Origin of the sequence: Sphingopyxis sp. BSN-002 (assembly GCF_022024275.1) — a bacterium.
Lineage (GTDB): Bacteria > Pseudomonadota > Alphaproteobacteria > Sphingomonadales > Sphingomonadaceae > Sphingopyxis.
The window spans coordinates 3,452,691-3,475,365 of the sequence record NZ_CP091804.1; the positions used below are offsets into that span (position 1 = coordinate 3,452,691).

General features: G+C 65.0%; 19 protein-coding genes. 11 read left to right on the forward strand and 8 right to left on the reverse strand.

Annotated elements, in window-relative coordinates; all coding sequences use genetic code 11:
• Nucleotides 1-17: 17 nt before the first annotated feature.
• The 9 genes from ctaD (at nucleotide 18) to L7H23_RS17145 (ending at nucleotide 7,655) form a co-directional block, all read left to right on the forward strand.
• Nucleotides 18-1,685 carry a cytochrome c oxidase subunit I gene (ctaD, locus tag L7H23_RS17105; protein WP_237837066.1) on the forward strand — a complete coding sequence of 556 codons (1,668 nt, stop codon included), beginning with the start codon at nucleotides 18-20 and terminating at the stop codon, nucleotides 1,683-1,685.
• 60 nt (nucleotides 1,686-1,745) lie between these two features.
• Nucleotides 1,746-2,657: a heme o synthase gene (locus L7H23_RS17110; RefSeq protein WP_237837067.1), complete on the forward strand. Its 912-nt coding sequence runs from the start codon at nucleotides 1,746-1,748 to the stop codon at nucleotides 2,655-2,657.
• Nucleotides 2,654-2,809, forward strand: coding sequence for a hypothetical protein (locus L7H23_RS17115; RefSeq protein WP_237837068.1), 156 nt, complete (start codon nucleotides 2,654-2,656; stop codon nucleotides 2,807-2,809). Before L7H23_RS17110 ends, L7H23_RS17115 begins: the two co-directional genes overlap by 4 nt.
• The gene (locus L7H23_RS17120; protein WP_237837069.1) at nucleotides 2,806-3,363 is read left to right on the forward strand and encodes a cytochrome c oxidase assembly protein; all 558 of its coding nucleotides are present in this window, start codon (nucleotides 2,806-2,808) and stop codon (nucleotides 3,361-3,363) included. Before L7H23_RS17115 ends, L7H23_RS17120 begins: the two co-directional genes overlap by 4 nt.
• 82 nt (nucleotides 3,364-3,445) lie before the next feature.
• Nucleotides 3,446-4,321 (forward strand): cytochrome c oxidase subunit 3, encoded by an 876-nt coding sequence (locus L7H23_RS17125; RefSeq protein WP_237837070.1) that lies wholly within the window; start codon nucleotides 3,446-3,448, stop codon nucleotides 4,319-4,321.
• Complete coding sequence (locus L7H23_RS17130) at nucleotides 4,281-4,709, forward strand: DUF983 domain-containing protein (RefSeq protein ID WP_237837071.1); 429 nt, start codon at nucleotides 4,281-4,283, stop codon at nucleotides 4,707-4,709. The genes L7H23_RS17125 and L7H23_RS17130 overlap by 41 nt, the downstream gene beginning before the upstream one ends.
• On the forward strand, nucleotides 4,702-5,346 hold the full coding sequence (locus tag L7H23_RS17135; protein WP_237837072.1) for an SURF1 family protein: 645 nt from the start codon (nucleotides 4,702-4,704) through the stop codon (nucleotides 5,344-5,346). Before L7H23_RS17130 ends, L7H23_RS17135 begins: the two co-directional genes overlap by 8 nt.
• 28 nt (nucleotides 5,347-5,374) lie before the next feature.
• On the forward strand, nucleotides 5,375-6,772 hold the full coding sequence (gene thrC / locus L7H23_RS17140) for a threonine synthase (RefSeq protein ID WP_237837073.1): 1,398 nt from the start codon (nucleotides 5,375-5,377) through the stop codon (nucleotides 6,770-6,772).
• Nucleotides 6,765-7,655 carry a class I SAM-dependent methyltransferase gene (locus L7H23_RS17145; RefSeq protein ID WP_237837074.1) on the forward strand — a complete coding sequence of 297 codons (891 nt, stop codon included), beginning with the start codon at nucleotides 6,765-6,767 and terminating at the stop codon, nucleotides 7,653-7,655. The genes thrC and L7H23_RS17145 overlap by 8 nt, the downstream gene beginning before the upstream one ends.
• Here the strand turns inward: L7H23_RS17145 and L7H23_RS17150 are convergent.
• From L7H23_RS17150 to L7H23_RS17175, 6 genes are read right to left on the reverse strand one after another with little or no spacing between them, the layout of a single operon-like run.
• Nucleotides 7,652-8,782, reverse strand: coding sequence for a GGDEF domain-containing protein (locus tag L7H23_RS17150; RefSeq protein WP_237837075.1), 1,131 nt, complete (start codon nucleotides 8,780-8,782; stop codon nucleotides 7,652-7,654). The two genes, L7H23_RS17145 and L7H23_RS17150, sit on opposite strands and share 4 nt — an antisense overlap.
• A 49-nt stretch (nucleotides 8,783-8,831) precedes the next feature.
• Nucleotides 8,832-9,995, reverse strand: a complete 1,164-nt coding sequence (locus L7H23_RS17155; protein WP_237837076.1) for an acetyl-CoA C-acyltransferase — start codon at nucleotides 9,993-9,995, stop codon at nucleotides 8,832-8,834.
• Between the two features lies 1 nt (nucleotide 9,996).
• Complete coding sequence (locus L7H23_RS17160) at nucleotides 9,997-11,226, reverse strand: acetyl-CoA acetyltransferase (RefSeq protein ID WP_237837077.1); 1,230 nt, start codon at nucleotides 11,224-11,226, stop codon at nucleotides 9,997-9,999.
• A gap of 1 nt (nucleotide 11,227) precedes the next feature.
• Nucleotides 11,228-12,919 (reverse strand): class I adenylate-forming enzyme family protein, encoded by a 1,692-nt coding sequence (locus L7H23_RS17165; RefSeq protein ID WP_237837078.1) that lies wholly within the window; start codon nucleotides 12,917-12,919, stop codon nucleotides 11,228-11,230.
• A 1-nt stretch (nucleotide 12,920) separates the two neighbouring features.
• Nucleotides 12,921-14,417, reverse strand: coding sequence for a carotenoid oxygenase family protein (locus L7H23_RS17170; protein ID WP_237837079.1), 1,497 nt, complete (start codon nucleotides 14,415-14,417; stop codon nucleotides 12,921-12,923).
• Complete coding sequence (locus tag L7H23_RS17175; protein ID WP_237837080.1) at nucleotides 14,414-15,388, reverse strand: nitronate monooxygenase; 975 nt, start codon at nucleotides 15,386-15,388, stop codon at nucleotides 14,414-14,416. Before L7H23_RS17175 ends, L7H23_RS17170 begins: the two co-directional genes overlap by 4 nt.
• Before the next feature lie 109 nt (nucleotides 15,389-15,497).
• Here L7H23_RS17175 and L7H23_RS17180 point away from each other — a divergent pair, with 109 nt between their 5' ends.
• Nucleotides 15,498-17,786, forward strand: a complete 2,289-nt coding sequence (locus L7H23_RS17180; protein WP_237837081.1) for a TonB-dependent receptor — start codon at nucleotides 15,498-15,500, stop codon at nucleotides 17,784-17,786.
• Between the two features lie 103 nt (nucleotides 17,787-17,889).
• The gene (locus tag L7H23_RS17185; RefSeq protein ID WP_237837082.1) at nucleotides 17,890-18,831 is read left to right on the forward strand and encodes a winged helix-turn-helix transcriptional regulator; all 942 of its coding nucleotides are present in this window, start codon (nucleotides 17,890-17,892) and stop codon (nucleotides 18,829-18,831) included.
• On the opposite strand, the gene L7H23_RS17190 is transcribed toward L7H23_RS17185, so the two are convergent.
• Both L7H23_RS17190 and bglX read right to left on the reverse strand, forming a co-directional pair.
• On the reverse strand, nucleotides 18,828-20,066 hold the full coding sequence (locus tag L7H23_RS17190; protein ID WP_237837083.1) for an MFS transporter: 1,239 nt from the start codon (nucleotides 20,064-20,066) through the stop codon (nucleotides 18,828-18,830). The two genes, L7H23_RS17185 and L7H23_RS17190, sit on opposite strands and share 4 nt — an antisense overlap.
• A gap of 42 nt (nucleotides 20,067-20,108) precedes the next feature.
• A complete protein-coding gene (gene bglX / locus L7H23_RS17195; RefSeq protein ID WP_237837084.1) occupies nucleotides 20,109-22,430 on the reverse strand; it encodes a beta-glucosidase BglX in 2,322 nt (773 codons plus the stop codon).
• Nucleotides 22,431-22,675 lie beyond the last annotated feature (245 nt).

The window sequence follows — 22,675 nt, forward strand, 5'->3', positions numbered from 1 at the left end:
TCCAAGGGGTCCGACAGATGACCGATATCGCAGCGACTGCACACGCGCACGGCCACGATCATGCCCATGATCATGACCACGACACGCCGGGCTTTTTCGTCCGCTGGTTCATGTCCACGAACCACAAGGACATCGGCACCCTCTATCTGATCTTCGCGATCGTTGCCGGCATCGTCGGCGGCGTGATCTCGGGCATGATGCGTCTCGAGCTCGCCGAGCCCGGCATCCAGTATCTGCCCGGCTGGGCTCACTGGCTGGGTAGCGGCGGTGACGAGGTTGCGGGCAAGCATCTGTGGAACGTGCTCATCACCGCGCACGGCCTGATCATGGTCTTCTTCATGGTCATGCCCGCAATGATCGGCGGCTTCGGCAACTGGTTCGTGCCGCTGATGATCGGCGCGCCCGACATGGCGTTCCCGCGCATGAACAACGTCAGCTTCTGGCTGACCTTCGTTGCGTTCGTCATGCTGGTGGGGTCGAGCTTCGTGCCCGGCGGCAGCGGCCATGGCGCCGGCACCGGCTGGACGGTCTATGCCCCGCTGTCGACCAGCGGCTCGGTCGGGCCGGCGGTCGACATGGCGATCTTCTCGCTCCACCTTGCGGGTGCGGCGTCGATCCTCGGCGCGATCAACTTCATCACCACCATCTTCAACATGCGCGCGCCGGGCATGACCCTGCACAAGATGCCGCTGTTCGTGTGGTCGGTGCTCGTCACCGCCTTCCTGCTGCTGCTCGCACTGCCGGTTCTGGCCGCCGCGATCACCATGCTGCTGACCGACCGCAACTTCGGCACCACCTTCTACGATGCGACCGGGGGCGGCGATCCGATCCTGTACCAGCATCTCTTCTGGTTCTTCGGTCACCCCGAAGTGTACATCATGATCCTGCCGGGCTTCGGCATCGTCAGCCAGATCATCTCGACCTTCAGCCGCAAGCCGGTGTTCGGCTATCTCGGCATGGCCTATGCCATGGTCGCGATCGGCGTCGTCGGCTTCATCGTGTGGGCGCACCACATGTTCACGGTCGGCATGAGCGTGAACCTGAAGATGTACTTCACCGCCGCGACGATGGTCATTGCGGTCCCGACGGGCATCAAGATCTTCAGCTGGATCGCCACCATGTGGGGCGGTTCGATGAGCTTCAAGACCCCGATGGTCTGGGCGCTCGGCTTCATCTTCATGTTCACCGTGGGCGGCGTCACCGGCGTCGTGCTCGCGAACGGCGGCGTCGACCAGAACCTGCACGACACCTATTATGTCGTCGCGCACTTCCACTATGTGCTGTCGCTGGGCGCGGTCTTCTCGCTCTTCGCCGGCTTCTATTACTGGTTCCCGAAGATGTCGGGCCGGATGTACAGCGAGGTCCTGGGCCAGCTGCACTTCTGGATCTTCTTCATCGGCGTGAACGTCATGTTCTTCCCCCAGCACTTCCTGGGCCAGCAGGGCATGCCGCGCCGTTATCCCGACTATGCGGAAGCCTATGCCTATTGGCACCACATCTCGTCGCTGGGCTATGTGATCATGGCCGTCGGTATGCTCTTCTTCTTCGTGAACATCCTCTGGTCGCTGTTCGCGGGCAAGCAGGCCGCCGACAATCCGTGGGGCGAGGGCGCGACGACGCTCGAATGGACGCTGTCGAGCCCGCCGCCGTTCCACCAGTTCAACGAACTGCCGCGTATCGCCTGACCGGTTTCGCCCCCTGCCGAACTTAGGCAGGGGGCTTGACCCTTTCAGGCCGGAGTTAACATGGCGCAGAGCCTGACCCACGGCGAACCGGCGCTTCCGGCCGACTGGCGCGACCTGTTCGCGCTGACCAAGCCGCGCGTGATGTCGCTTGTCGTCTTCACCGCGCTGTGCGGCCTGCTCGCGGCGCCGGGCAGCGTCCATCCGGTGCTCGCCTTCTCTTCGATCCTTGCGATCGCGCTGGGGGCAGGGGCGTCGGGTGCGCTCAACCAATGGTATGAAGCGGGACTCGACGCGAAGATGAAGCGCACCGCCGGGCGGCCGCTTCCGGCGGGCCGGCTCGACCCGCAGACCGCGCTGCAGTTCGGTGTCGGCCTCGCCGCCTTTTCGCTGTTCCTGATGCTCTTCGCGTCGAACTGGCAGGCAACCTTGCTGCTCGCCGGCTCGATCGTATTTTACGTCTTCGTCTATACGATGTGGCTGAAGCCGCGGACGCCGCAGAATATCGTTATCGGCGGTGCGGCGGGCGCCTTTCCGCCGCTGATCGGCTGGGTTGCGGCGACGGGCAGCATCGCGCCGCTGCCGGTGCTGCTCTTCCTCCTGATCTTCCTCTGGACCCCGCCGCATTTCTGGGCGCTCGCGCTGTTCGTGCGGTCGGACTATGCCGCCGCGGGCATCCCGATGATGCCGGTCGTCGCTGGCGAAACCTCGACGCGGCGCCAGATCCTCTTCTACGCGCTGATCATGGCGGTCGGTGCGATCGCGCCATGGCCGCTCGGCTATACCGGTGCGCTCTATGGCTGGACCGCGGTCGTGCTGTCGGCCGTCTTCGTACTCCTGTCGATCCAGGTCGGGATGCGCACGACGGGCGAGGGTGATGCGATGCGCCCCGAAAAACGCCTCTTCGCCTACTCGATCGCCTATCTCTTCATTCTGTTCGGCGCTGTCGTCGCCGACCATTGGTGGCCGCTATGACCGACGAACTCCCCCCCGAACAGCCGCCTTTCGACGAGGCAGAATATCGCCGCCGCCAGCGCAGCCGCGCCAATCTGATGGGCTGGCTGCTTGGCGGGCTCGCCCTGCTCTTCTTCTTCATCACCATCGCGCGACTGGTGGGGCCGAAATGAAGCGGATGTCGGCGAACGCGAAGACCGCTTCGCTCGCCGCGTTGCTCGCGGTGGCGATGGTGGGGCTCGGTTTCGCCGCGGTGCCGCTCTACAATCTCTTCTGCCGCGTGACCGGTTTCGGCGGCACGACGCAGCGCTTCGATCCGGTTGCCGCCGCCGCCGAACCCAAGATTCTCAGCGACACGATCTCGGTGCGTTTCGACGCCAATGTCTCGCCGAAACTCCCCTGGAAATTCTACCCCGAACACCCGACCGATACGGTCAGCATCGGCGCGCGCGACATGGCGATCTTCATCGCCGAGAATAAATCGCCGCACGAGGTCGTCGGCACGGCAAGTTTCAACGTCACGCCGGATGCCGCGGGAAAATATTTCACGAAGATCCAGTGCTTCTGCTTCACCCAGCAGACGCTGAAGCCGGGCGAGCAGATGCGTATGCCGGTGCTGTTCTTCGTCGATCCCAAGATCAAGGACGATCCCGACGCCAGGGACATTGAAGAAATCACCCTCAGCTACACCTTCCACCCTGTAGACGGGGACAAAAACGCGAGCTAAGGCCGCATCCAAAGAGTCCAAACAAGACTGGCGAGCGATGGGGAATCGCGAAGCTGGGGCTGCTAAAAACGGGAACAACGCCATGTCCGGTGCCAAACATCATGACTATCACCTCGTAAATCCCAGCGTCTGGCCGCTTATCGGCTCGTTCGCGGCGCTGGTGATGTTCTTCGGCCTCGTGATGTTCATGCATCAGGACCATTTCGGCGGCGCCGGCAAATGGGTCCTCGGCCTCGGCTTCATGGGCGTGATCGCGACCTTCTTCAGCTGGTGGTCGGACGTCATCAACGAAGCGCATGCCGGCGACCATACCCCTGTCGTCCAGCTGCACCTGCGCTACGGCATGATCCTGTTCATCGCGTCGGAAGTCATGTTCTTCGTCGGCTGGTTCTGGGCGTGGTTCGACTTCTCGCTCTTCCCGGTTCCGGTCGAAATCGTCGACGGCGCCGTGACCTCGCTCTTCGGTCAGGACGGCGCGGCCGCCGCGACCGTGTGGCCGCCGAAGGGCATCCACGTCATCGACGCCTTCTCGCTGCCGTTGCTCAACACGCTGATCCTGCTCTGCTCGGGCACGACGATCACCTGGGCACACCATTCGCTGATCCACGGCGACCGCGAGGGGCTGAAGAAGGGCCTGTGGGCGACGATCCTGCTCGGCATGCTCTTCACCTCGATCCAGGCCTATGAATATGCCGAGGCGCCATTCCACTTCGGCACGATCAACTATACCTCGGCCTTCTTCATGGCGACGGGCTTCCACGGGTTCCACGTCCTGGTCGGCACGATCTTCCTGATCGTCTGCCTCGTCCGCACCTACAAGGGCCACTTCACCCCGACGCAGCACTTCGGCTTCGAAGCCGCTGCCTGGTACTGGCACTTCGTCGACGTGGTGTGGCTGTTCCTCTTCATCATCGTCTATGTCTGGGGCGGCTGGGGCGCGCCGGTCGCCGCGCACTAAGTTGCCGGACGAAAGCCACGAACAAAAAGGGCAGCCGCCGCTCTGGCGCGCTGCCTTTTTTGGTCTCTGCCCCGAATGCGGGGCGACGGGACTGTTCGGCGATCTGGTGGGTTTTCGCGATCGCTGTCCGTCGTGCGGGCTCGATTACGGCCGCTACAATGTCGGCGACGGACCCGCAGCCTTTCTGACTATGATCATCGGCGCGTTGCTGATCGCGCTGGCGCTGGGGGTCGACGCAGCCTTTGCTCCGCCGCTGTGGGTCCATATCATCCTGTGGGTGCCGCTGACCGCGGCGGCGGTCATTTACGGCCTGCGCGTCGCCAAGGCGGCATTGCTCGCGAGCGAGCATCAGCGGCAGGCGGCCGAAGGAAAGTTGCGCGATGACTGACCCTGTTGCTTCGGCGCCCCGCCGCTGGCCGATCATTCCGACGATCGTCGTGCTCTGCGCCGTCGCGACGATGATCGCGCTCGGCGTCTGGCAGCTGCAGCGCAAGGCCGAGAAGGAAGCGCTGATCGCGCTCTATGACCGCAACATGGCGATGTCGTCGCTCGTGACCTATCCCAAGTTGCCGCCGGTTCCCGACACGATGCTGTTCCGCAAGAGCAGCGTGGTCTGCCTTGAGGTCGTCAAATGGGACCCGCGCGGGGGCACCGATCGCAAGGGCAATTCGGGTATCCGCATGATCGCCGACTGCCGTACCGGCGCCGAAGGGCCGGGCGTACTGGTCGATGTCGGGATCGCCGAGGATTTCAAACCGCCGCAGTGGAAGGGCGGCACGGTGCAGGGAACGATCGTTCCGGGCCCCGAGCAACCCTCTGTGATCGCGCGGCTGACGGGCAGGGCGGTTCCCGCGCGCGCGATGCTTGTCGCCGATGCTCCGGTTGCCGGGCTGCGCGCGAGCCAGGTCCCGACGGGCGCCGACGTGCCGAACAACCATCTGGCGTACGCCTTTCAATGGTTCTTCTTCGCGATCGTCGCACTGATTATCTATATCCTCGCGGTCCGCCGCCGCTTGCAGGCGTGACGGCACACCGCTAGGCGCTGTGTCCGTCATGGACTATATCAGCACCCGCGGCTCAGCGCCGACCCTCGACTTCCGCGCCGCCACGCTCGCCGGCCTCGCCGGCGATGGCGGGCTCTATGTCCCGGCAAAATGGCCGCAGATGTCGACGGCGGACATTCGCGCGCTCGCGGGGCTCGATTATGTCGAAACCGCCGTGCGGGTAATGACGCCGTTCGTCGCGAGTATCCTGACCGAAGACGAACTGCGCGAGCTCTGCAAGGCCGCCTATGGGAGGTTCAGCCACGACGCGGTGACGCCGCTGGTCCAGCTCGACCATCGCCACTGGCTGCTCGAACTGTTCCATGGCCCGACGCTGGCGTTCAAGGATGTCGCGCTGCAACTGCTCGGCCAGCTATTCGAAAAGTTTCTCGCGGGCGGCGACACCGACATCACGATCGTCGGCGCGACGTCGGGGGATACCGGCTCGGCGGCGATCGAAGCGGTGGCGGGGCGCGAGCATATCCGCATCTTCATGCTCCACCCCGAAGGCCGCGTCAGCGACGTCCAGCGCCGCCAGATGACGACGGTGCTTGCGCCGAACGTCCATAATATCTCGATCGACGGCAGCTTCGACGACGCGCAGGCGATGGTGAAGCGCCTGTTCGGCGACGAAGAGGCGCGCAGCCAAGTGACGCTGTCGGCGGTGAACAGCATCAACTGGGCGCGGTTGATGGCGCAGGTCGTCTATTATTTCTATGCCGCCGTCCGTCTCGGCGCCCCCGACCGCCCGGTCGCGTTCAGCGTTCCCACCGGCAATTTCGGCGATGTGTTCGCGGGCTATGTCGCATCGCGCATGGGGCTTCCGGTTGCGCGGCTCGTCGTCGCGACCAACGTCAACGACATCCTGCACCGTGCGCTGACCAGCGGCGACTATAGCGCGGGCAGCGTCACCGCGACCGCTACGCCGAGCATGGATATCCAGGTCAGCAGCAACTTCGAACGGTTGCTCTTCGACCTCGCGGGCCGCGACGGTGCGGCGATCACGGGCATGATGAACGAATTCGACGCCAGGCGCGCGATGACGATTCCGGCCGACATGCTCGCGGGCGCGCGCGACCTTTTCTCGAGCGCGCGCGTCGATGCCGACGGCATGACGCTGGCGCTTCGCTGGGCGCAGGAAAAGGGCGGGCAGATCATCGATCCGCACAGTGCCGTCGGCCTCGCCGCGGCGCGCGAGCTCCAGATCGACGCGGACGTGCCTGTCGTCACGCTGGCGACGGCACACCCCGCGAAATTCCGCGACGCGGTCGAACGTGCGACCGGCGTCCGCCCGCCGCTCCCCGCGCGCCTCGGCAATCTGTTCGAGCGCGAGGAGCGCTACGAGAAGCTTCCCGGCGATTACGACGCGGTGAAGGCCTATATCCTCGGCGAGGCAGCGCGTGGCTGAACTGCAGCCGCTCGTCACCCTCGTCGGCGAGGCATGGGACGATTACGGGCTGGTCGACAGCGGAGGCGGGCGCAAGCTCGAGCGCTATGGCCCGTACCGCTTCATCCGTCCCGAACCGCAGGCGATGTGGGCGCCCGCATTGCCGGAAAGCGAATGGGAAAGCGCCGACGGCGAATTCATTCCCGCCTCGGACGATGATGGCGGCGGCCGCTGGTATTACAACAAGCCGGTTCCCGCCGAAGGCTGGCCGCTCGGCTGGCGCGAGACGCGCTTCACCGCGAGTTGCACGCCCTTTCGCCATCTCGGCTTCTTTCCCGACATGGCGCCGGTATGGGACTGGCTGCGTGGCCAGGTCGACGGCAAGCCCGATCCGGCCTTCCTGAACCTCTTCGGCTACACCGGGGTGGGCAGCCAGGCGCTCGCAGCCGCCGGCGCGACGGTGACGCATGTCGATGCCTCGAAAAAATCGGTCGCGCAGGCGCGCGAGAATGCCGCGCTGGCTGGCATGGGCGACAAGCCGATCCGCTGGATCGTCGACGATGCGGGCAAGTTCACCGCGCGCGAGGTCAGGCGCGAGCGGCGCTATGATGCGATCCTGCTTGATCCACCGAAGTTCGGGCGCGGGCCGAACAACGAACGTTGGCAGCTCGAGGAGGGGCTGGCGCCCTTGCTCGCCGATTGTCGGCAATTGCTCGACGCCGACAGCCGCGCGCTGTTTCTGACGGTCTATGCCGTGCGCATGTCGGCGCTTGCGATCGGCGAGCTGCTTGCGCAGCTTTTCGCAGATCTGCCGGGCAAGGTCGAATGCGGCGAACTGGCGGTACGCGAAGAGGCGCGGGGGCTGTTGCTCCCCACCGCCATCTTCGCGCGCTGGAGCCGTTAGAGCTGGGCTAGCTCGATGCGGTTGCGGCCGCTTTCCTTCGCGCGGTAGAGCGCGTCGTCGGCGGCTTTCAGCGCCGCGCGGGCGTCGCCGAAGCCGAAGACGTCGGCAACCCCGCCGGAGAAGGTGATCTGGCCGAAGGGCTGATCGGTCTTGCGGTTGATCAGGCGACGGTTGGCGAGCGACTCGCGCGCCTCGTCGAGTTTCTTCGCGGCTTCGCTCGGCGGGAGACGACGGAACAGCATCACGAACTCCTCGCCGCCGTGGCGTGCGACATGGCAATGATCATTGGAGATATGCGCGAGCGTATCTGCGATCAGTTTGATCACGCGGTCGCCGGCCTCATGGCCGTGGGTGTCGTTGACTTCCTTGAACTTGTCGATGTCGCAGAAGGCGACCGACAGCGGTTCGCAAGCGGCACGCGCCTCTTCATAATGGCGTTCGAGCAGCACTTCGAAGGCGCGGCGGTTCGGAAGGCCGGTCAGATAGTCGATTTCGGCGTCGCGCTTGGCTCGCGCGAGACTGCGGCGGAGCGAGCGGGCTTCGTCCTCGCTCTTGCGCATTTCCTCTTCGGCGTGGCGCGTACGTTCGAGCATGACCTTGGCAATGTCGGCAAGGTGCGAGACGAGTTCGCCGGTCTTCTGCACTTCCTCCAGGTCGCTGACATGCTCTTCGAGCCTGGTGCCGTATTCGCTGGTCGCGCTGCGCGCCGCCTTGGTGTTCGTGTGGAAGGTTTCGAGGTTCGATTCGAGGCGGGCGACCATGCGGTCGAGCTCGGCGCTGTCGGGCTGGATCGGTTCCTGCTGGGCGAGTTCGTCGAGCCACTGTTGCGTGATGCCTTCGCCGGTTGCGGCGCGTGTTGCGATCTGTCGCGCGAGGCGGGGATTGATCCCGGAAAAGGCGCTGTGTGCGATCAGCAGGTTGGTCGCCGTCACGTCCAGATCATGGTCGAGAAGAAAAGTCCCGATTGCACCCACCAGCTGGTGACGCGCTTCGCGGATCAGGTCACGCGTGGCAGGAGACCCCGACGGCCGCTCCTCCTCGCGGGCGCCGCCCTGCGCGCTCCGTAATCCAAGCCAGCCCAGGAGCCGCCCGACCGGCTCGTTCGATGGTGTTGCATGTGTGGTCATGCGCCATTTAACGGGCGTGGGGCGGCCGGATTTAATGGCTAACGGAAATTTATCCGGCCTCTCTCTCGACGATCATCGCGGCGCCGACACCCATCGCGCCGGTGAGCACGACGAGGCCGTATTTCCCGCCGGCGGCGTCGAGCGCATCGAGCAGGCTGGACGTCAGGATTGCACCGCTCGCGCCCATTGGATGCCCCTTCGCCAGATGCCCGCCGCCGACATTCACGCGCGCCGGATCGGGCGCGCGGTCGCGGAGGAATTTGGCGATGGTGACGGCAAAGGCCTCCATGAACTCGATGCGGTCCATCTCGGCGAGTGAGAGTCCCGCGCGGGTAAGCACCTTGTCCATCGCAGCGAAGCCCGCGGTGAGCGACGCGGCGGGGTCGCCGCCGCTTTCGGCGAAGGCAACGACGCGCGCTCGCGGCGCGAGGCCCAATCCTCCGTAGCCGATCAACGCCAGCCCCGCACCGTCGCAGATCGGCGGGGCGTGCGCGACGGCGTGCAAGGGCTCGAAAGTCGCGCCCTCGAGCGCCCCCGCATATTGCGCCTGCAATTCGCCGAAAGCAGCAGGCGCGGCAGCTAGCGATTCCGCACTCGTCTGCGGCCTGATGCATTCCTCGCCGGTCAGCGCGCCGGTCGCGATGCGCGAGGCTTGCAGCGCCGGATCATGCTCTGCCGTGGCGGCCTTCTGCTGTGACGCGAGGGCGACCGCGTCGAGTTCGGCGCGGGTGATGCCCTCGGCGTTCGCCAGCCGGTCGGCGGCGAGGACCGGCGGGACGAAACGCGCGCGGGGCGGCAATTCGTCGTTGGTGTAAAAGCCGGCGCGATCCCCGAGGAAGGGCGCGCTGCTCATCGACTCGACCCCGCCTGCGAGCGCCACGCCAATCTCGCCGCTCGCGACCTTTGCCACCGCCTGACCGATCGCCGACAGGCCCGAGGCGCAATAATTGTTGACGCTGTGCGCGGCGCAGGCGTCGGGCAGCCCTGCGTGCAGCTTCGCCAGCATCGCGATATGCCCGCCCTGCGTACCGCTCTGCGTGACACAACCAAGCAGCAGGGCGTCAGGCGCCGACGCGATATTGCCGCAACGAGCGGCGAGTGCTGCCGCCTGCTGGCGCACCAGTTCCTGCGGACTCAGCGCCGCGAGGCCGCCGTCGGGCCGCGCTTTGCCGCGCGGTGTCCGCACCGCGTCGTAGATATGGACGTCGGCCAAATCAGGTGCCGACGACGAAGCTGACCGCGGTCGTCGCGCTGCCGCCGACGTTGAAGGTGGCGAAATTCTTCGCGCCCTCGACCTGATAGTCGCCCGCATTGCCGGTGACCTGCCTCCAGCTGTCCAGCAGCATCCGCACGCCGGTCGCGCCGACCGGATGGCCGAGGCCGATGAGGCCGCCCGACGGATTGACCGGCAGCTTGCCGCCGAGTGCGATCGTGCCGTCCTCGACCGCGCGCCAGCTTTCGCCGGGTTTGGTAATCCCGAAATGGTCGATCGCCATATATTCGGTGATCGAGAAGCAGTCGTGCACCTCGACCCCGTCGCAGGCATGGATGTCGGGCATCTCGGCGCGGCGCAGCGCGTCCATCATCGCCTTGCGGACGCTGGGGAAGACATAATCGCCGCCGCGGCTGTCCGCGACCTTGGTCGAGTAGAGCAGGGGGGCAGTAGCATGACCCCACCCCTTGATACGCGGGATGCTGTCGATCGGAATCCCGCGCCGCCTCGCATAGGCCTCGGCGACCTCGCGTGAAGCAAGGAAGATCGCGGCGGCGCCGTCGGTGACCTGACCGCAATCGGACTTGCGCAGGCTTCCCTCGATCAGCGGATTGACCTCGTCATTCTCCCCGAGATGATCGTCGGTGACAGCCCAGCCGCGCGTCTGCGAGTTCGGGTTGCGCTTCGCATTGGCGAAATTGTTCGCCGAAATCCCTCGCAGATGCGCGCGGTCGAGCCCGAAGCGCTCCTCATATTCCTCGGCGACGCGCGCGAACATATACGGCCACAGGTAGCGCGCCTCTTGTGCTTCGCGGCCCGCCCATGCGGCAGCGCCGAGATATTCGGCGGCGCGCTGGCCGGGGACGTTGCGCATCAGCTCGATGCCGAGCACAAGCGCAAGGCCGTAGCGTTCGGCCTCGATCTCGGCGGCGGCGGCGAGGATCGCGATGCTGCCCGACGCGCAGGCGGCCTCGTGGCGTGACGCCGGGATGCCCGCGAGATCAGGGTGGACATGGCCGAAGAAGCCGCCGAGCTGGCCTTGCCCCGCGAACAGTTCGCCGACGAAATTGCCGACATGCGCGGTTTCGACCTCTTTCGGCTCGATCCCCGTCGCGACGAACGCGGCTTCGGCGACGTCGCGGAAAAGCTCGAACAGGCCGCCGCCCTCGCGTTCGAGGTTGCGCGCGAAGTCGGTCTGCGCGCCGCCGAGGATGAAGACGTCCTTTGCCATGTCAGGCTTCCTTTTCGAGAGTGGCCAGCGCCATTTCGCGCACTTCGCTTCGCATCACCTTGTTGGTGACGTTGCGTGGCAGGGCGTCGAACCGGAACAGGCGCTCGGGCAGTTTGAACACCGCGAGATCATGCCCGCGCAGATAGTCCGCGACCTCGCCGATGCCGACGTCGTCGGACCCGCGCGGGACGTAGGCGAGGCCGATGCGCTCGCCCATCGTCGGGTCGGGGAGCGAGAAGACGCACGCCTCTGCGAGCAAGGGATGGCCGCCGAGCAGCTGGTCGATCTCCTCGGGCGAGATATTGACCCCGCCGCGGATGATCAGATCCTTGCAGCGTCCGACGAAGCGGTAGAAGTCGCCGCCCTCGGCAATCTCGAACAGGTCGCCGGTGCGGAACCAGCCGTCGTCGGTGAAGGCCTCGGCGGTACGGTCGGGTGCGTTGTGGTAGCCCTCGAACAGCGTCGGCCCGCGGATCTGCAACTCGCCCGACACGCCGTCCTGCTCGACCGGCTCGCCGCCGCCGGGCGGGACGAGCCGGCTTTCGATATTGGGCGCGCGCCCCTCGCCATAAGGGCGCTGATAGGTGCCGCGGCGCGGGAACAGGCTCGCGCGCCTGTCGGGGTCGGGCATGTCGCCTTCGCCGGTGATGAAGCTCATCCCCTCGTTCGACCCGAAGACGTTGACGATTATGATGCCTAGCTTTTCCTGGAAGCCGCGCACCATCGCGGGTGCGAGCGGCGCCGAGCCCGAAGCGATGACGCGCAGGCTCGAGAGGTCGACCGACGCGAGCAAAGCCTCATTCTGCAACAGCATGTTGAGTACCGCAGGCGGCGCGATCGTCAGGCTCGGCCGCTCGGTTGCGATCTGCTTGAGGTACACGCCGGGATCGAAGGGGTGGTGCAGCACCATCGTCCCCGCGCTGGTCAGCCAGCACATCGTGATGCCGCCGATGCTCGCCATGTTGATGAGCGGGAAGGGGTTGAGCAGGACATCGCCGGGTCCGACCTTCATCGCCTCATAGCCTGCGCCCGCGACCGCGATCCAGTGGTTGTGGCTACGCGGCACACCTTTGGGCACACCGGTGGTGCCCGATGTCCAGCAGACGGTGAAGATGTCGTCGGCATCGACCGGGTTTGCGGCGACATGCGCGGTGAGGGCTTGCGCATCTCCCTCCGCGGTCGAGAGATCGAGCGCGTTCGGCGGTGCATCGGGGCCGAAGGTCATCAGGGCAATGTCGCCCAGCAGCGGCTGCGCAACGCCGACATGGTCACAGCCTTTGACCGCCGTTGCGCAGACGAACGCCTTGGGCTCGACGACGCCGATCATCCCTTTCAGCTCATGGCTGCGATATTGCACCGCCGCGGGGCTGACGATCGCGCCGATCTTCGCCGCCGCGAAATAGAGCGCAACGAACTCGCTGATATTCGGAAGCTGGACGAGCAATACATCGTCCTTGCCTATCCTGGCGGTCACGAGCGCCCCGGCGAGTCGGTCAATCTCGGCCGCCAGTTCGGCATAGTTCAGCCGCTGCGGCTCGCCGAAGGTGAAGTCGCCGCGGTTGGGGGCATCGACCAGCGCCAAACGCTCGGGGTGCGCCGCCGCATTGGCTGCGAACAGGTCGGCGAAGGTCTGGTCGCCCCACCAGCCGCTTTCCCGATGTCGCCGCCTTTTGTCCTCTCCCGCGACGATCATTTCAGGCGGCCAGCACGCTGTTCGGGCCCATGCCGATATCGTCGCCGCTCGCCCATACGGTGTGGGTACCCGAGCAGATGCGTTCGGGCAGGATGATCCGGCACACCGGCCCCGCCGCGACATTCTTGGCATCGATCAGCACGCATTCGCTCGTGTCGGTTTCGAGGTCGGCGATGAAGGAGACGAGATAGCCGTCGTCCTCGTCCTTGGCATCGATGCGCGGCGCGAAGGGGGCTTCGCTGCCGAAGCGGCCGGGGCCGAATTCGTAGCTCTCGCTCGTCCGGGCATTGAGGTCGTGCTTCACCAGCCCGCGGAACAGGAACCAGCCGGGCTCGGGGATCGCGCTGTACGCGTAGCGATAGGGCTTGCCGGCATAACGATGGTTGAACATGCCGAATTCGAGATCGCGCTCGTCGAGCCGCTCTTCTTTCGTCTTGCCGGTCTTCAGGTTGAAACGCCAGCGGTGGAGCCGCGGCTTGAGCAGTCCCTGGTCGAGATAGGCCATCATCCGCTCGAGCCCCTCGGGCGCGTTCGGGTAGGACTTCGGCATCGGCTCTTCCTGATAATAGCCGTCGAGGATGATCTCGTCGCCTTCCTCCCATGCATTCAGCCAGTGGAGCGTGTAGGTCGGCTCGGCCTCGAACCAGCGGATATCCTCGGGCTGGCCATGCCGCGGAATGATCGCGAAGCGCGTCTTTTCGTCGGGATGGAACTGAACGACGTGCAGGTTCCGCTCGAGCAGCTCTTTGTTCCAGTAGAGCGGCATGTCGTTGAGGATCGTGTAATTCTTCGTGAACGCCATGTCGTGCGGCAGTCGCGGCCCGGCGAGCGGGACGGGGATGTAGTGCTTCAGCCGGTTGTCCGCGCCGACGACGCCATAATGCATGTAGGGCGCGTGCTTCGAGTAGTTGAAGAACATCAGTTCGCCGGTTGCGAGGTCGACCTTGCAATGCGCCGAAATGCCGTCGAGCGGCACCCAGGCTTCAGTGCCGAACTGTTCGAGCGTGAAGGGGTCGAGCCGGTAGGCTTCGCCGCACTGGTAAAAGGTCGAGATGATCTTGCCCGCATGGATCGCAACGTCGGTCGAGCTTGAATCCTTCAGCCACTCCTGCGCACCCCAACCGTGGCGCGTCGACTTGTGCGGGGGCTCCATCAGCCCCGCCCACAGCGAGCGGCCGGCTTCCTTCTCGGCCTCGAACCCCTTGGTGCGGACGAAGCGGCTGCGATAGCTCGCGCGGCCGTCCTTGAACGAGATCGCGTGGATGAAGCCGTCGCCGTCGAACGGATGATAGCGGCCGATCGGCTCGTGGATCTGGTTCTCGCCGGTGCGCACGTAAACGCCGTCGATGTCGGTCGGGATCGTCCCGATCACCTCGGCATCGCCATTGGCGAAGATCGCGTTCCACTCGTTGTATGTCGGGCGCCACGCGTCCTTCATATAGGGGTGGTCGTTCGGCTGGATCGTGGTGGCAATCGTCTCGACGAGTTCGGCGGTCATGCGATGACTCCTTCGGCTGCTGCAAAGCGCGGCCTTGCGGCGGCGGCATCATATTCGGAAACGAGACGATCGACGATAGCGGCGACGGGTTCGATGCCGCGCACCGCGCCGACGCCCTGGCCGGCGGACCAGACATTCTTCCATGCCTTGGCATCGTCCTGCGCGTCCGAGAAGTTCGGGCGCTTGTCCTCGGGCATGTTCGCGGGGTCGTATCCCGCGGCGATCAGGCTCGATTTCAGCCAGTTGGCGGTCACACCGGTGATGCCTTTGGAAGGCACGATGTCCTCGGCGCCTGCTGCGACGACCATATCCTTATAGGGCTGCACTGCCATGCTTTCGGCGCAGGCGATCAGCGAGGTGCCAAGATAGGCGAAGTCGGCGCCGAGAATTTCGGCTGCGCGGACGGCGTGGCCGGTCGAGATCGCGCCGCCCAGTACGAGCGGCCCGTCCCAGAACTGTCGCACCTCCTCGACAAAGGCGAAGCCGGCGGTTGCGCCGGTATGACCGCCCGCGCCCGCCGCGACGAGAACGAGTCCGTCGACTCCGGCCGCAGCGGCCTTGCGCGCGAAGCCGACCGAGTTGACGTCGGCGAAGACGAGCCCGCCATAGGCGTGGATTTCCTCGACCACCCGCGCCGGACTGCCGAGCGCGGTAATCACCAGCGGCACCTTGTGGCGCACGACGCAGGCGAGGTCTTCGGGCAGGCGGCTGTTCGACGGATGGACGACCAGATTGACCGCCCAGGGCGCTGCTTCGGGATCGTTCGACAGCGCCGAATCGATCCGGCTCACCCAATCCTCGAGATCGGCCGAGGTGCGCGCGTTGGGGGCCGGGAAGCTGCCGATCACGCCCGAGCGCGAGGCTGCGATCACCATCTCGGGGCCCGACACCAGGAACATCGGCGCGGCGATCGCGGGCAGCCGCAAATTGCGCGTAAGCGCTGGTGGAAGGCCGTTTTTCGGCACTATCATGCTCTCCCGAATTATCTGACTTGCATAACGATACTTAAAGAAGATAAGAGTCGCAAGGCCAGAAAAACATCGCGGGGTGCCCCCGACGGTGGTGGGAGGGAGAGACATCATGAAGACGCAATTCGCTGCGCTGCTCGCTGCATCGGCGCTCGCGACCCCCGGGATCGCCTTTGCGCAGGACACTGCGCCAGCGGAAGAGCAGGGCGGGCTCGAAGAAATCATCGTCACCGCGCAGAAGCGCGCCGAAGGCCTGTCCGACGTGCCGATCTCGATCTCGGCGGTCAGTGGCAAGCAGATCGAAAGCTATGGTCAGACCAACCTCGAACAGATTTCGTCGTCGGTCCCGAACCTCAAGATCACCCAGACCGCGATCGCCAACCGCATCGCGATCCGCGGCATCGCCTCGGGCGACAACAAGGGCTTCGAACAGTCGGTCGCTATGTTCGTCGACGGCGTCTATTACGGCCGCGACCAGCTTTCTCGCCTGCCGCTGATCGACATGGAACGCGTCGAGGTGCTGCGCGGACCACAGCCGACGCTGTTCGGCAAGAATGCGATCGCGGGCGCGGTGAACATCACGACGCGCAGCCCGACCGATGAATTCGAGGGCTCGGTCTCGGGCCTCTATGAATTCAACCACAAGGAATTCCAGCTGACCGGCGTCCTGTCGGGGCCGCTCAGCGACGGGGTCGAGGCGCGCGTCGTTGGCTACTACCGGACGATGGACGGTTATTTCTACAACACCAAGCTCGACCGCGACGAGCCGAACGTCGACGAGAAATATTTCCGCGGCAAACTCGAATTCGATCGCGGCGGGCCATTCGCGGCCGAGCTCAAGCTCGAATATGCCGACTTCGAGGCGAAGGGTCAGCCGCGCGACGTGTTCGGCGCGGTCGGCAACTATAACACGGTGTTCCAGGGGCCGTTCTTCGTCGACACGACCCCCGACTATGTCCGCGCCGACAACGGCTATCAGAGCCGCAACAAGGTGTTCGGCGCGACGCTCAACATGGACCTCGAGCTCGGCGACCACACGCTGACCTCGACCTCGTCGCTGCTCGACTACAAGACGCGCGAGATCGTCGACGTCGATTTCTCGGGGATCAGCTTCCTTGACGGCACGAACCTTCGCGAGGACTATCGCCAATATTCGCAGGAACTCCGCCTCGCATCGCCGGGCGGCGAAGCGTTCAACTATATCGCGGGCCTCTATTATCAGAATGCCAAGCTCGATGTGCAGGACTTCACCCTGTTCAACTCGACCTTCCTTGCGCTGGGCCCGCCGTTCAATGCGATCGGCGATACGCGCAACGACCGCGACTACAGCCAGAAATCGGACCTGATCTCGGCCTTCGCGCAGGGCGAGCTGTCGGTCACCGACCAGCTTCGCATTACCGCGGGGGCGCGCTTCAACCATGAGAAGAAGACGGGCAGCCGCAGCCTCGCAATCGTCCAGGGGCCACTCAACACCTTCAACCCGCTCGTGGTCGCAGCGACCTTCCGCGCGCTCAACATCGAGGCGCACAGCATCTCTGGCAAATTGAGCGAAGACAGCTTCAATCCGATGGTCAACGTCCAGTTCGACGCGACCGACGACCTGATGCTCTACGCCTCCTATGCCAAGGGAACGAAGGCCGGCGGGTTCGATATCCGCTCGAACTCGCTGCCGACCTCGACCACCGTCGCCAAGCCCGGCGCCTTCATGTTCGCGGACGAAAGCGCCGACAATTTCGAGGGCGGGCTGAAATACAAGGGACGCAACCTTGCGTTCAACCTGTCGGTCTATCGCACCAAATATCACGATCTTCAGGTCAACATCTTCGACGGCACGCTGAATTTCAACGTCCGCAACGCCGCCGGCGCGAAGACGCAGGGGGTCGAGGCCGACTTCCGCGCGGCACTCGCCGAGGGGCTGACGGTCAGCGGCGCGATCGCCTATCTCGACTTCAAGTTCACCAACTTCACCAACGGCCAGTGCTATTATCTGCAGACGCCGGGGCCGGGCGGTTTCTGCGACTATACGGGCAAGCGCAACGCGCTGTCGCCCAAATGGTCGGGCAACCTCAACCTCGACTATACGACCCCGATCAGCGGCAGCATGAAGATCGCCGCGAACTTCAACGTCGACTTCTCGTCGGCCTATATCGCCTCGGCGAACCTCGACCCGCGCACGCGGCAGGACAGCTATGCCAAGCTTGGCGCGCGCCTTGCGCTCGCCGAGGTCGACAACAAGTGGGAGATCGCGCTGATCGGGCGCAATCTCACCAACCAGCGCATCCTGCAGACCGCCAGCTCGATGCCGCTCGCGACGACGATCACGCGCAACGCCGGCAATGCCTATAACGGCATCGTTGACCGGCCGCGCACGATTGCGGTGCAGCTGACGGGTCGCTTCTGACCGGGTTCTCCCGGTGCGGGGGAGGGGGCCACGGGCACGGCCCCCTCTTCCCATCGCGCGGCGCCCCGGTTAGGGCGAAGCGGAACCGAAGGATGTGTCCCGATTGAAACATGAGCGCACCATCAGGGCCTGCTCGATCTGGCGCGCGCTCGACGTCGTCGGCGACGTACCCGTGTTGCTTATCATGGAACAGGCCTTTCTCGGCACGCACAGCTTCGATGAGTTCGTCGCGCGGACGGGCCTTGCGCGCTCGGTGGTCAACGGCCGCCTCAAGAAGCTGGTCGAGGAGGATTGCTTCGCCAAGAAGCCCAAGCAGGGCGGGCGCGGCTTTCACTATGTGCTGACGCAAAAGGGCCGCGACCAGTTTCCCAACGCGCTGATGATGCTGCGCTGGCAGCACAAATGGGAGGCGGCAAGCCGCGACTTTCAGGTCCGGTTGCACCATGCGACGTGCGGGCACGCGACCGAGCCGGTGCCGTCGTGCGGGCATTGCCACAAGGAAATCGACCCGCGCGAGGTATCGTGGCGCGAAGGACCGGGGCTGGTGCAGGTCACGCCGGCCTATGAGCGCCGACGCTTCTGCGGCGAGGTCGGCGCGCGGCGGCCGGGCGGACGGCCGCTGGTCGATACGATGATCGAGCTGTTTGGCGACCGCTGGGCAACGCTCGTCGTCCGCGCGATGTTCACCCGCATCAACCGCTTCGACGACATCCAGCGCGACACGCTGATGGCGACGAACATCCTGACCGGCCGGCTCGAGCGGCTGGTGCGGCAGGGGATTTTGAAGACCGTGCCCTATTCGACGCATTCGGATCGCGTGGAATACCGGCTGACGGAAAAGGGACGCGATCTCTATCCGGTGCTGCTCGCGCTGCTGCAATGGGGTGACCGCTGGTTCTCCGATGAGCGCGGCCCGCCGGTTCTGCTGACGCATGACCCGTGCGGGCACGACCTCCATATGGTCGTCGCGTGCAGCCATTGCGGCGACGAACTGCAACTTGCGAACAGCGGCTTCACGATCGAGGAGGCCGTGGCCGAAGCCTAGGACATGATGCGTCCTTCGTCGCGCCCCGGCATCGGCGCGAGCATCGGAAGAATCACCGCCGACAGCGTCAGCCACGCTGCAGCCGTCAGGATGGCTGTCGCCAGTGTCCACAGGTCGGCCACCGTGCCGAACAGCCACGCCCCCACCGCCATCGCGCCGAAGGTGACCGCCTGATAGATCGCCATGCAGCGCCCGAGAATCGCCTCCGGCGAGCGCAATTGCATCGCGACGTTGAGCGTCGTCAGCGTCGATACCCAGGCCATGCCGGCCACGAAGGCGGCCGCGAGGATCGCCGGCAAATGCTGGGTGAGGGCAACCGGGAGCATGGCCGCAGCATAGACCAGCGAGGACGCGCTCACGATCCGGTCGCTGCCCCAGCGGCGACGCAGATTGCCGACGAACAGGGCGGCGATGATCGATCCGATGCCGAAGGCGGCGAGGCAGAGGCCATAGATCGTCTCGGTTCCATGCAGCCGGTCGCGCACGAGCGAAGGGAGCAGCGCCTGGAAAGCGATGGCGGGGACGCCGAACACAAAGCCCCGGATCAGGATGCGCCGGACGGGATCGGACTGGTAGCAGAAGCGGATGCCCGTCGCGATCGCCGCGAGCATCGGCGTGCGCTTCGGCGGATCGACCTCGGGATGCCAGCGCAACAGTACCACGATGAGCGCCAGATAGGAGACCGCATTGAGCGCGAAAGCGGGTGCGGGGCCGGTGATCGAGATCAGCAGGCCGCCGAGTGCCGGGCCGGCGCTGCGCGCGAGGTTGAAGGCGATACTGTTGAGCGCGATCGCCTGTGGCAGATCCCTGGGCCCTACCTGCAGTCGCACCGAAGCCTGCCATGCGGGGCCGTTGAGCGCGGTGCCCGCGCCGACCGCCAGCGTGAAGAACAGCAGGAGAAACGGCGTGATCGCACCCGCATAGGTCGTCACGGTAAGAGCCGCCGAGACGAGCAGCATTCCCGTCTGCGCGGCCAGCATCACCCGCCGCCGGTCGTAATTGTCGGCGATCGCGCCCGCGAAGACGCCGAGCAGCAGGATCGGGATCGTCGCGCCCGCCTGCACCAGCGCGATCAGCAAATGCGATTTGGTGAGCTCGGTCATCAGCCACGCCGCGCCGACCGACTGGATCATCGACCCCATGTTCGACGCGAGGTTCGCGATCCAGATCGCCCGGAAGGCAGGATATCGGAAGGGGGCGAGCGCGGAGGGCGGGCAGGGCGTGTCGGGACTCACACCGTCTCGCCTAGACCTGCGCCGCCTCCCCGGCAAGCCGCCCTATTCGGTCAGCTCGAAACCGGCCTCCGACCCTTCGGTCGACGACGGTCCTACCCACAGCGTGAAGGCACCGGGCTCGCTACCCCAGCTCATGTCGGCTCGGGTAAAGGCCAGGTCGGCGTCGCTCAGCGTGAAGCGCACCGTCCTGGTTTCGCCCTTCCTGAGCGCGATCTTCTCGAAGCCTTTCAGCTCCTTGACCGGACGCGTGACCGATCCGGTGATATCGCGAACGTAAAGCTGCACGACCTCCTCGCCGTCGCGGGCGCCGCTGTTCGTTACCGTCACGCTCGCCGTCAGCTTCTCGCCCGGGCGGATCGCCGTCTTGTCGAGGGTCACCGGCGAATAGGTGAAGCTGGTATAGCTGAGGCCATAGCCGAAGGGATAAAGCGGCGTGTTCGGCGTATCGAGATAGCGCGAAACATATTTGGCGTTCGGGTCCTTCGGATTGATCGGCCGCCCGGTGTTCTTCATGTCGTAATAGATCGGCACCTGCCCGACGTTGCGCGGGAAGGTGACGGGCAGCTTCGCCGACGGATTATAATCGCCGTAGAGCACATCGGCGATCGCATGGCCGCCCATCGTGCCCGGATACCAGGCCTCAAGGATCGCATCGACGTTCGCGTCGGCCCAGTCGATGCTGTTCGGACGCCCGCTCATCAGTACGAGGATGACCGGTTTTCCTGTCTTCTTCAGCTCTTCGAGCAGCGCCTGCTGGTTGCCCGGCAGGTCGAGCGAGGTGCGGCTCGCCGCCTCGCCGGTCATGTCCCACTTCTCGCCCATCGCCGCGATGATGACATCCGATTTCTGCGCGAGCGCGAGCGCTTCGGCGAAGCCGTCGCTCTTGCCCGCATCGTCGAAGCCATAGCCGGCGCCGCGTGCATAGGCGACGCTGGTGCCCTTCGGCGCGCGCGCCTGCAGCCCCTCGAGCAACGTCACCGGGCGCGTCTTGCGGTCGCCAGCTGCCGCCCAGCTGCCGATCATGTCCTCCTTGCTGTTGCCGAGAGGGCCGATGACCGCGATCGACTTCGCGGTCGCGGCGAGGGGGAGGGCGTTGTCCTTGTTCTTCAAAAGGACGATCGACTTGCGCGCAACGTCGCGCGCGGCTTCGAGAAATTCGGGCTTGTAGACTGTCGCCTTTTCACGCGCCTCGTCGGAGTAGCGGTACGGGTCCTCGAACAGCCCGCGGCGATACTTCATCTCGAGGATCGATTTCACCGCCTCGTCGACGCGCGCGGCGGAAACCTTGCCCTCAGCGACCGATTTGGCGAGATATTCCATATAGACCGCGCCCTGCAGGTCCATGTCGACCCCGGCGTTGATCGCCTGCTCACCCGCCTGCTTGAGGTCGCGCGAATAACCATGCGGGACCATTTCGTTGATCGACGTGTAATCGGTTACGACGAAGCCCTTGAAGCCCCACTGCTTCCGCAGGATGTCGGTCAGCAGATAATGGCTGCCCGAGGCGGGGATGCCGTCATATTCGTTGAACGACGTCATGAAGGTCGCGGCACCCGCGTCGGCGGCGGCCTTGAACGGCGGCAGGTAGACGTCGCGTAGCGTGCGTTCGGAGATATCGACGGTATGATAGTCCCGCCCGGCCTGCGCGGCGCCATAGGCCGCGAAATGCTTCGCGGTCGCGAGCACGGTGTCGACGCGCTTCAGATCGTCGCCCTGGAAGCCGCGCACGCGCGCCCTGGCGATCTGGCTGCCGAGATAGACGTCTTCGCCTGAACCCTCCGACATGCGCCCCCACCGCGGGTCGCGTGCCACGTCGACCATCGGCGCGAAAGTCCAGTGAATGCCCTCGGCCGCAGCCTCGGTCGCCGAAACTCTTGCCGACTTTTCAATGGCTTTCATATCCCAGCTAGCTGATTCGCCAAGCGAAATGGGAAAGATGGTGCGATGGCCGTGGACGACGTCATAGCCGAAGAGAAGCGGAATCTTGAGCCGGGTTTCCTCGACCGCGAGGCGTTGCAGTTCGCGCGTATATCTGGCGGTAAAGGCGTTGAAGATCGATCCGATGCGCCCCTTGCGGATGTCGTCCTGATAGCCCTTGCGCATCGTCGGACCGGTCGAATCCCAGTCGCTCGTCAGCAGCGACAACTGGCCGATCTTTTCTTCCAGCGTCATCTTCGCCATCAGGTCAGCGATGAACCTTTCCATCACCGGATCGGGTTTCATCCAGCCGGTCGAGTCGACTTCCGGCGCGGGCTGTTCGACACGCGGTGCCGGTTTGGCGTCGAGCGGGGCGGGGGAGAGCTGTCCTGCGACCATCAGCGTAGCAAGCGTCAGACAGGCAAGATTGCGCGATTTCGGCGGCATGATTCGTCCTTCCCCATTGGGTCTCTCTTTGGTTGTGGCGCACGGATTGGCTGAAACAAGCCATTTCCGGCTGGCCCCCGGTTCTGTCCGCCTGTGTCGCTTCCCTCTATACAGCTATCGTGAAACCGGTTACAAATCAAATCAACAAGAACACGGGTTCCCCGCGATTCGGCGCCGTACCGGTAAGAAAACCGGACGAAGTGGCGAAAAATCGGGGGAAATCGGGGCCGTTTACCAGGGAGGAT

Bases quoted from the DNA above. Each gene is read 5' to 3' on its own strand.
- ctaD (WP_237837066.1), top strand. From the start codon at position 18: ATGACCGATATCGCAGCGACTGCACACGCGCACGGCCACGATCATGCC.
- L7H23_RS17110 (WP_237837067.1), top strand. From the start codon at position 1,746: ATGGCGCAGAGCCTGACCCACGGCGAACCGGCGCTTCCGGCCGACTGG.
- L7H23_RS17115 (WP_237837068.1), top strand. From the start codon at position 2,654: ATGACCGACGAACTCCCCCCCGAACAGCCGCCTTTCGACGAGGCAGAA.
- L7H23_RS17120 (WP_237837069.1), top strand. From the start codon at position 2,806: ATGAAGCGGATGTCGGCGAACGCGAAGACCGCTTCGCTCGCCGCGTTG.
- L7H23_RS17125 (WP_237837070.1), top strand. From the start codon at position 3,446: ATGTCCGGTGCCAAACATCATGACTATCACCTCGTAAATCCCAGCGTC.
- L7H23_RS17130 (WP_237837071.1), top strand. From the start codon at position 4,281: ATGTCTGGGGCGGCTGGGGCGCGCCGGTCGCCGCGCACTAAGTTGCCG.
- L7H23_RS17135 (WP_237837072.1), top strand. From the start codon at position 4,702: ATGACTGACCCTGTTGCTTCGGCGCCCCGCCGCTGGCCGATCATTCCG.
- thrC (WP_237837073.1), top strand. From the start codon at position 5,375: ATGGACTATATCAGCACCCGCGGCTCAGCGCCGACCCTCGACTTCCGC.
- L7H23_RS17150 (WP_237837075.1), bottom strand. From the start codon at position 8,782: ATGACCACACATGCAACACCATCGAACGAGCCGGTCGGGCGGCTCCTG.
- L7H23_RS17160 (WP_237837077.1), bottom strand. From the start codon at position 11,226: ATGGCAAAGGACGTCTTCATCCTCGGCGGCGCGCAGACCGACTTCGCG.
- L7H23_RS17165 (WP_237837078.1), bottom strand. From the start codon at position 12,919: ATGATCGTCGCGGGAGAGGACAAAAGGCGGCGACATCGGGAAAGCGGC.
- L7H23_RS17170 (WP_237837079.1), bottom strand. From the start codon at position 14,417: ATGACCGCCGAACTCGTCGAGACGATTGCCACCACGATCCAGCCGAAC.
- L7H23_RS17175 (WP_237837080.1), bottom strand. From the start codon at position 15,388: ATGATAGTGCCGAAAAACGGCCTTCCACCAGCGCTTACGCGCAATTTG.
- L7H23_RS17180 (WP_237837081.1), top strand. From the start codon at position 15,498: ATGAAGACGCAATTCGCTGCGCTGCTCGCTGCATCGGCGCTCGCGACC.
- bglX (WP_237837084.1), bottom strand. From the start codon at position 22,430: ATGCCGCCGAAATCGCGCAATCTTGCCTGTCTGACGCTTGCTACGCTG.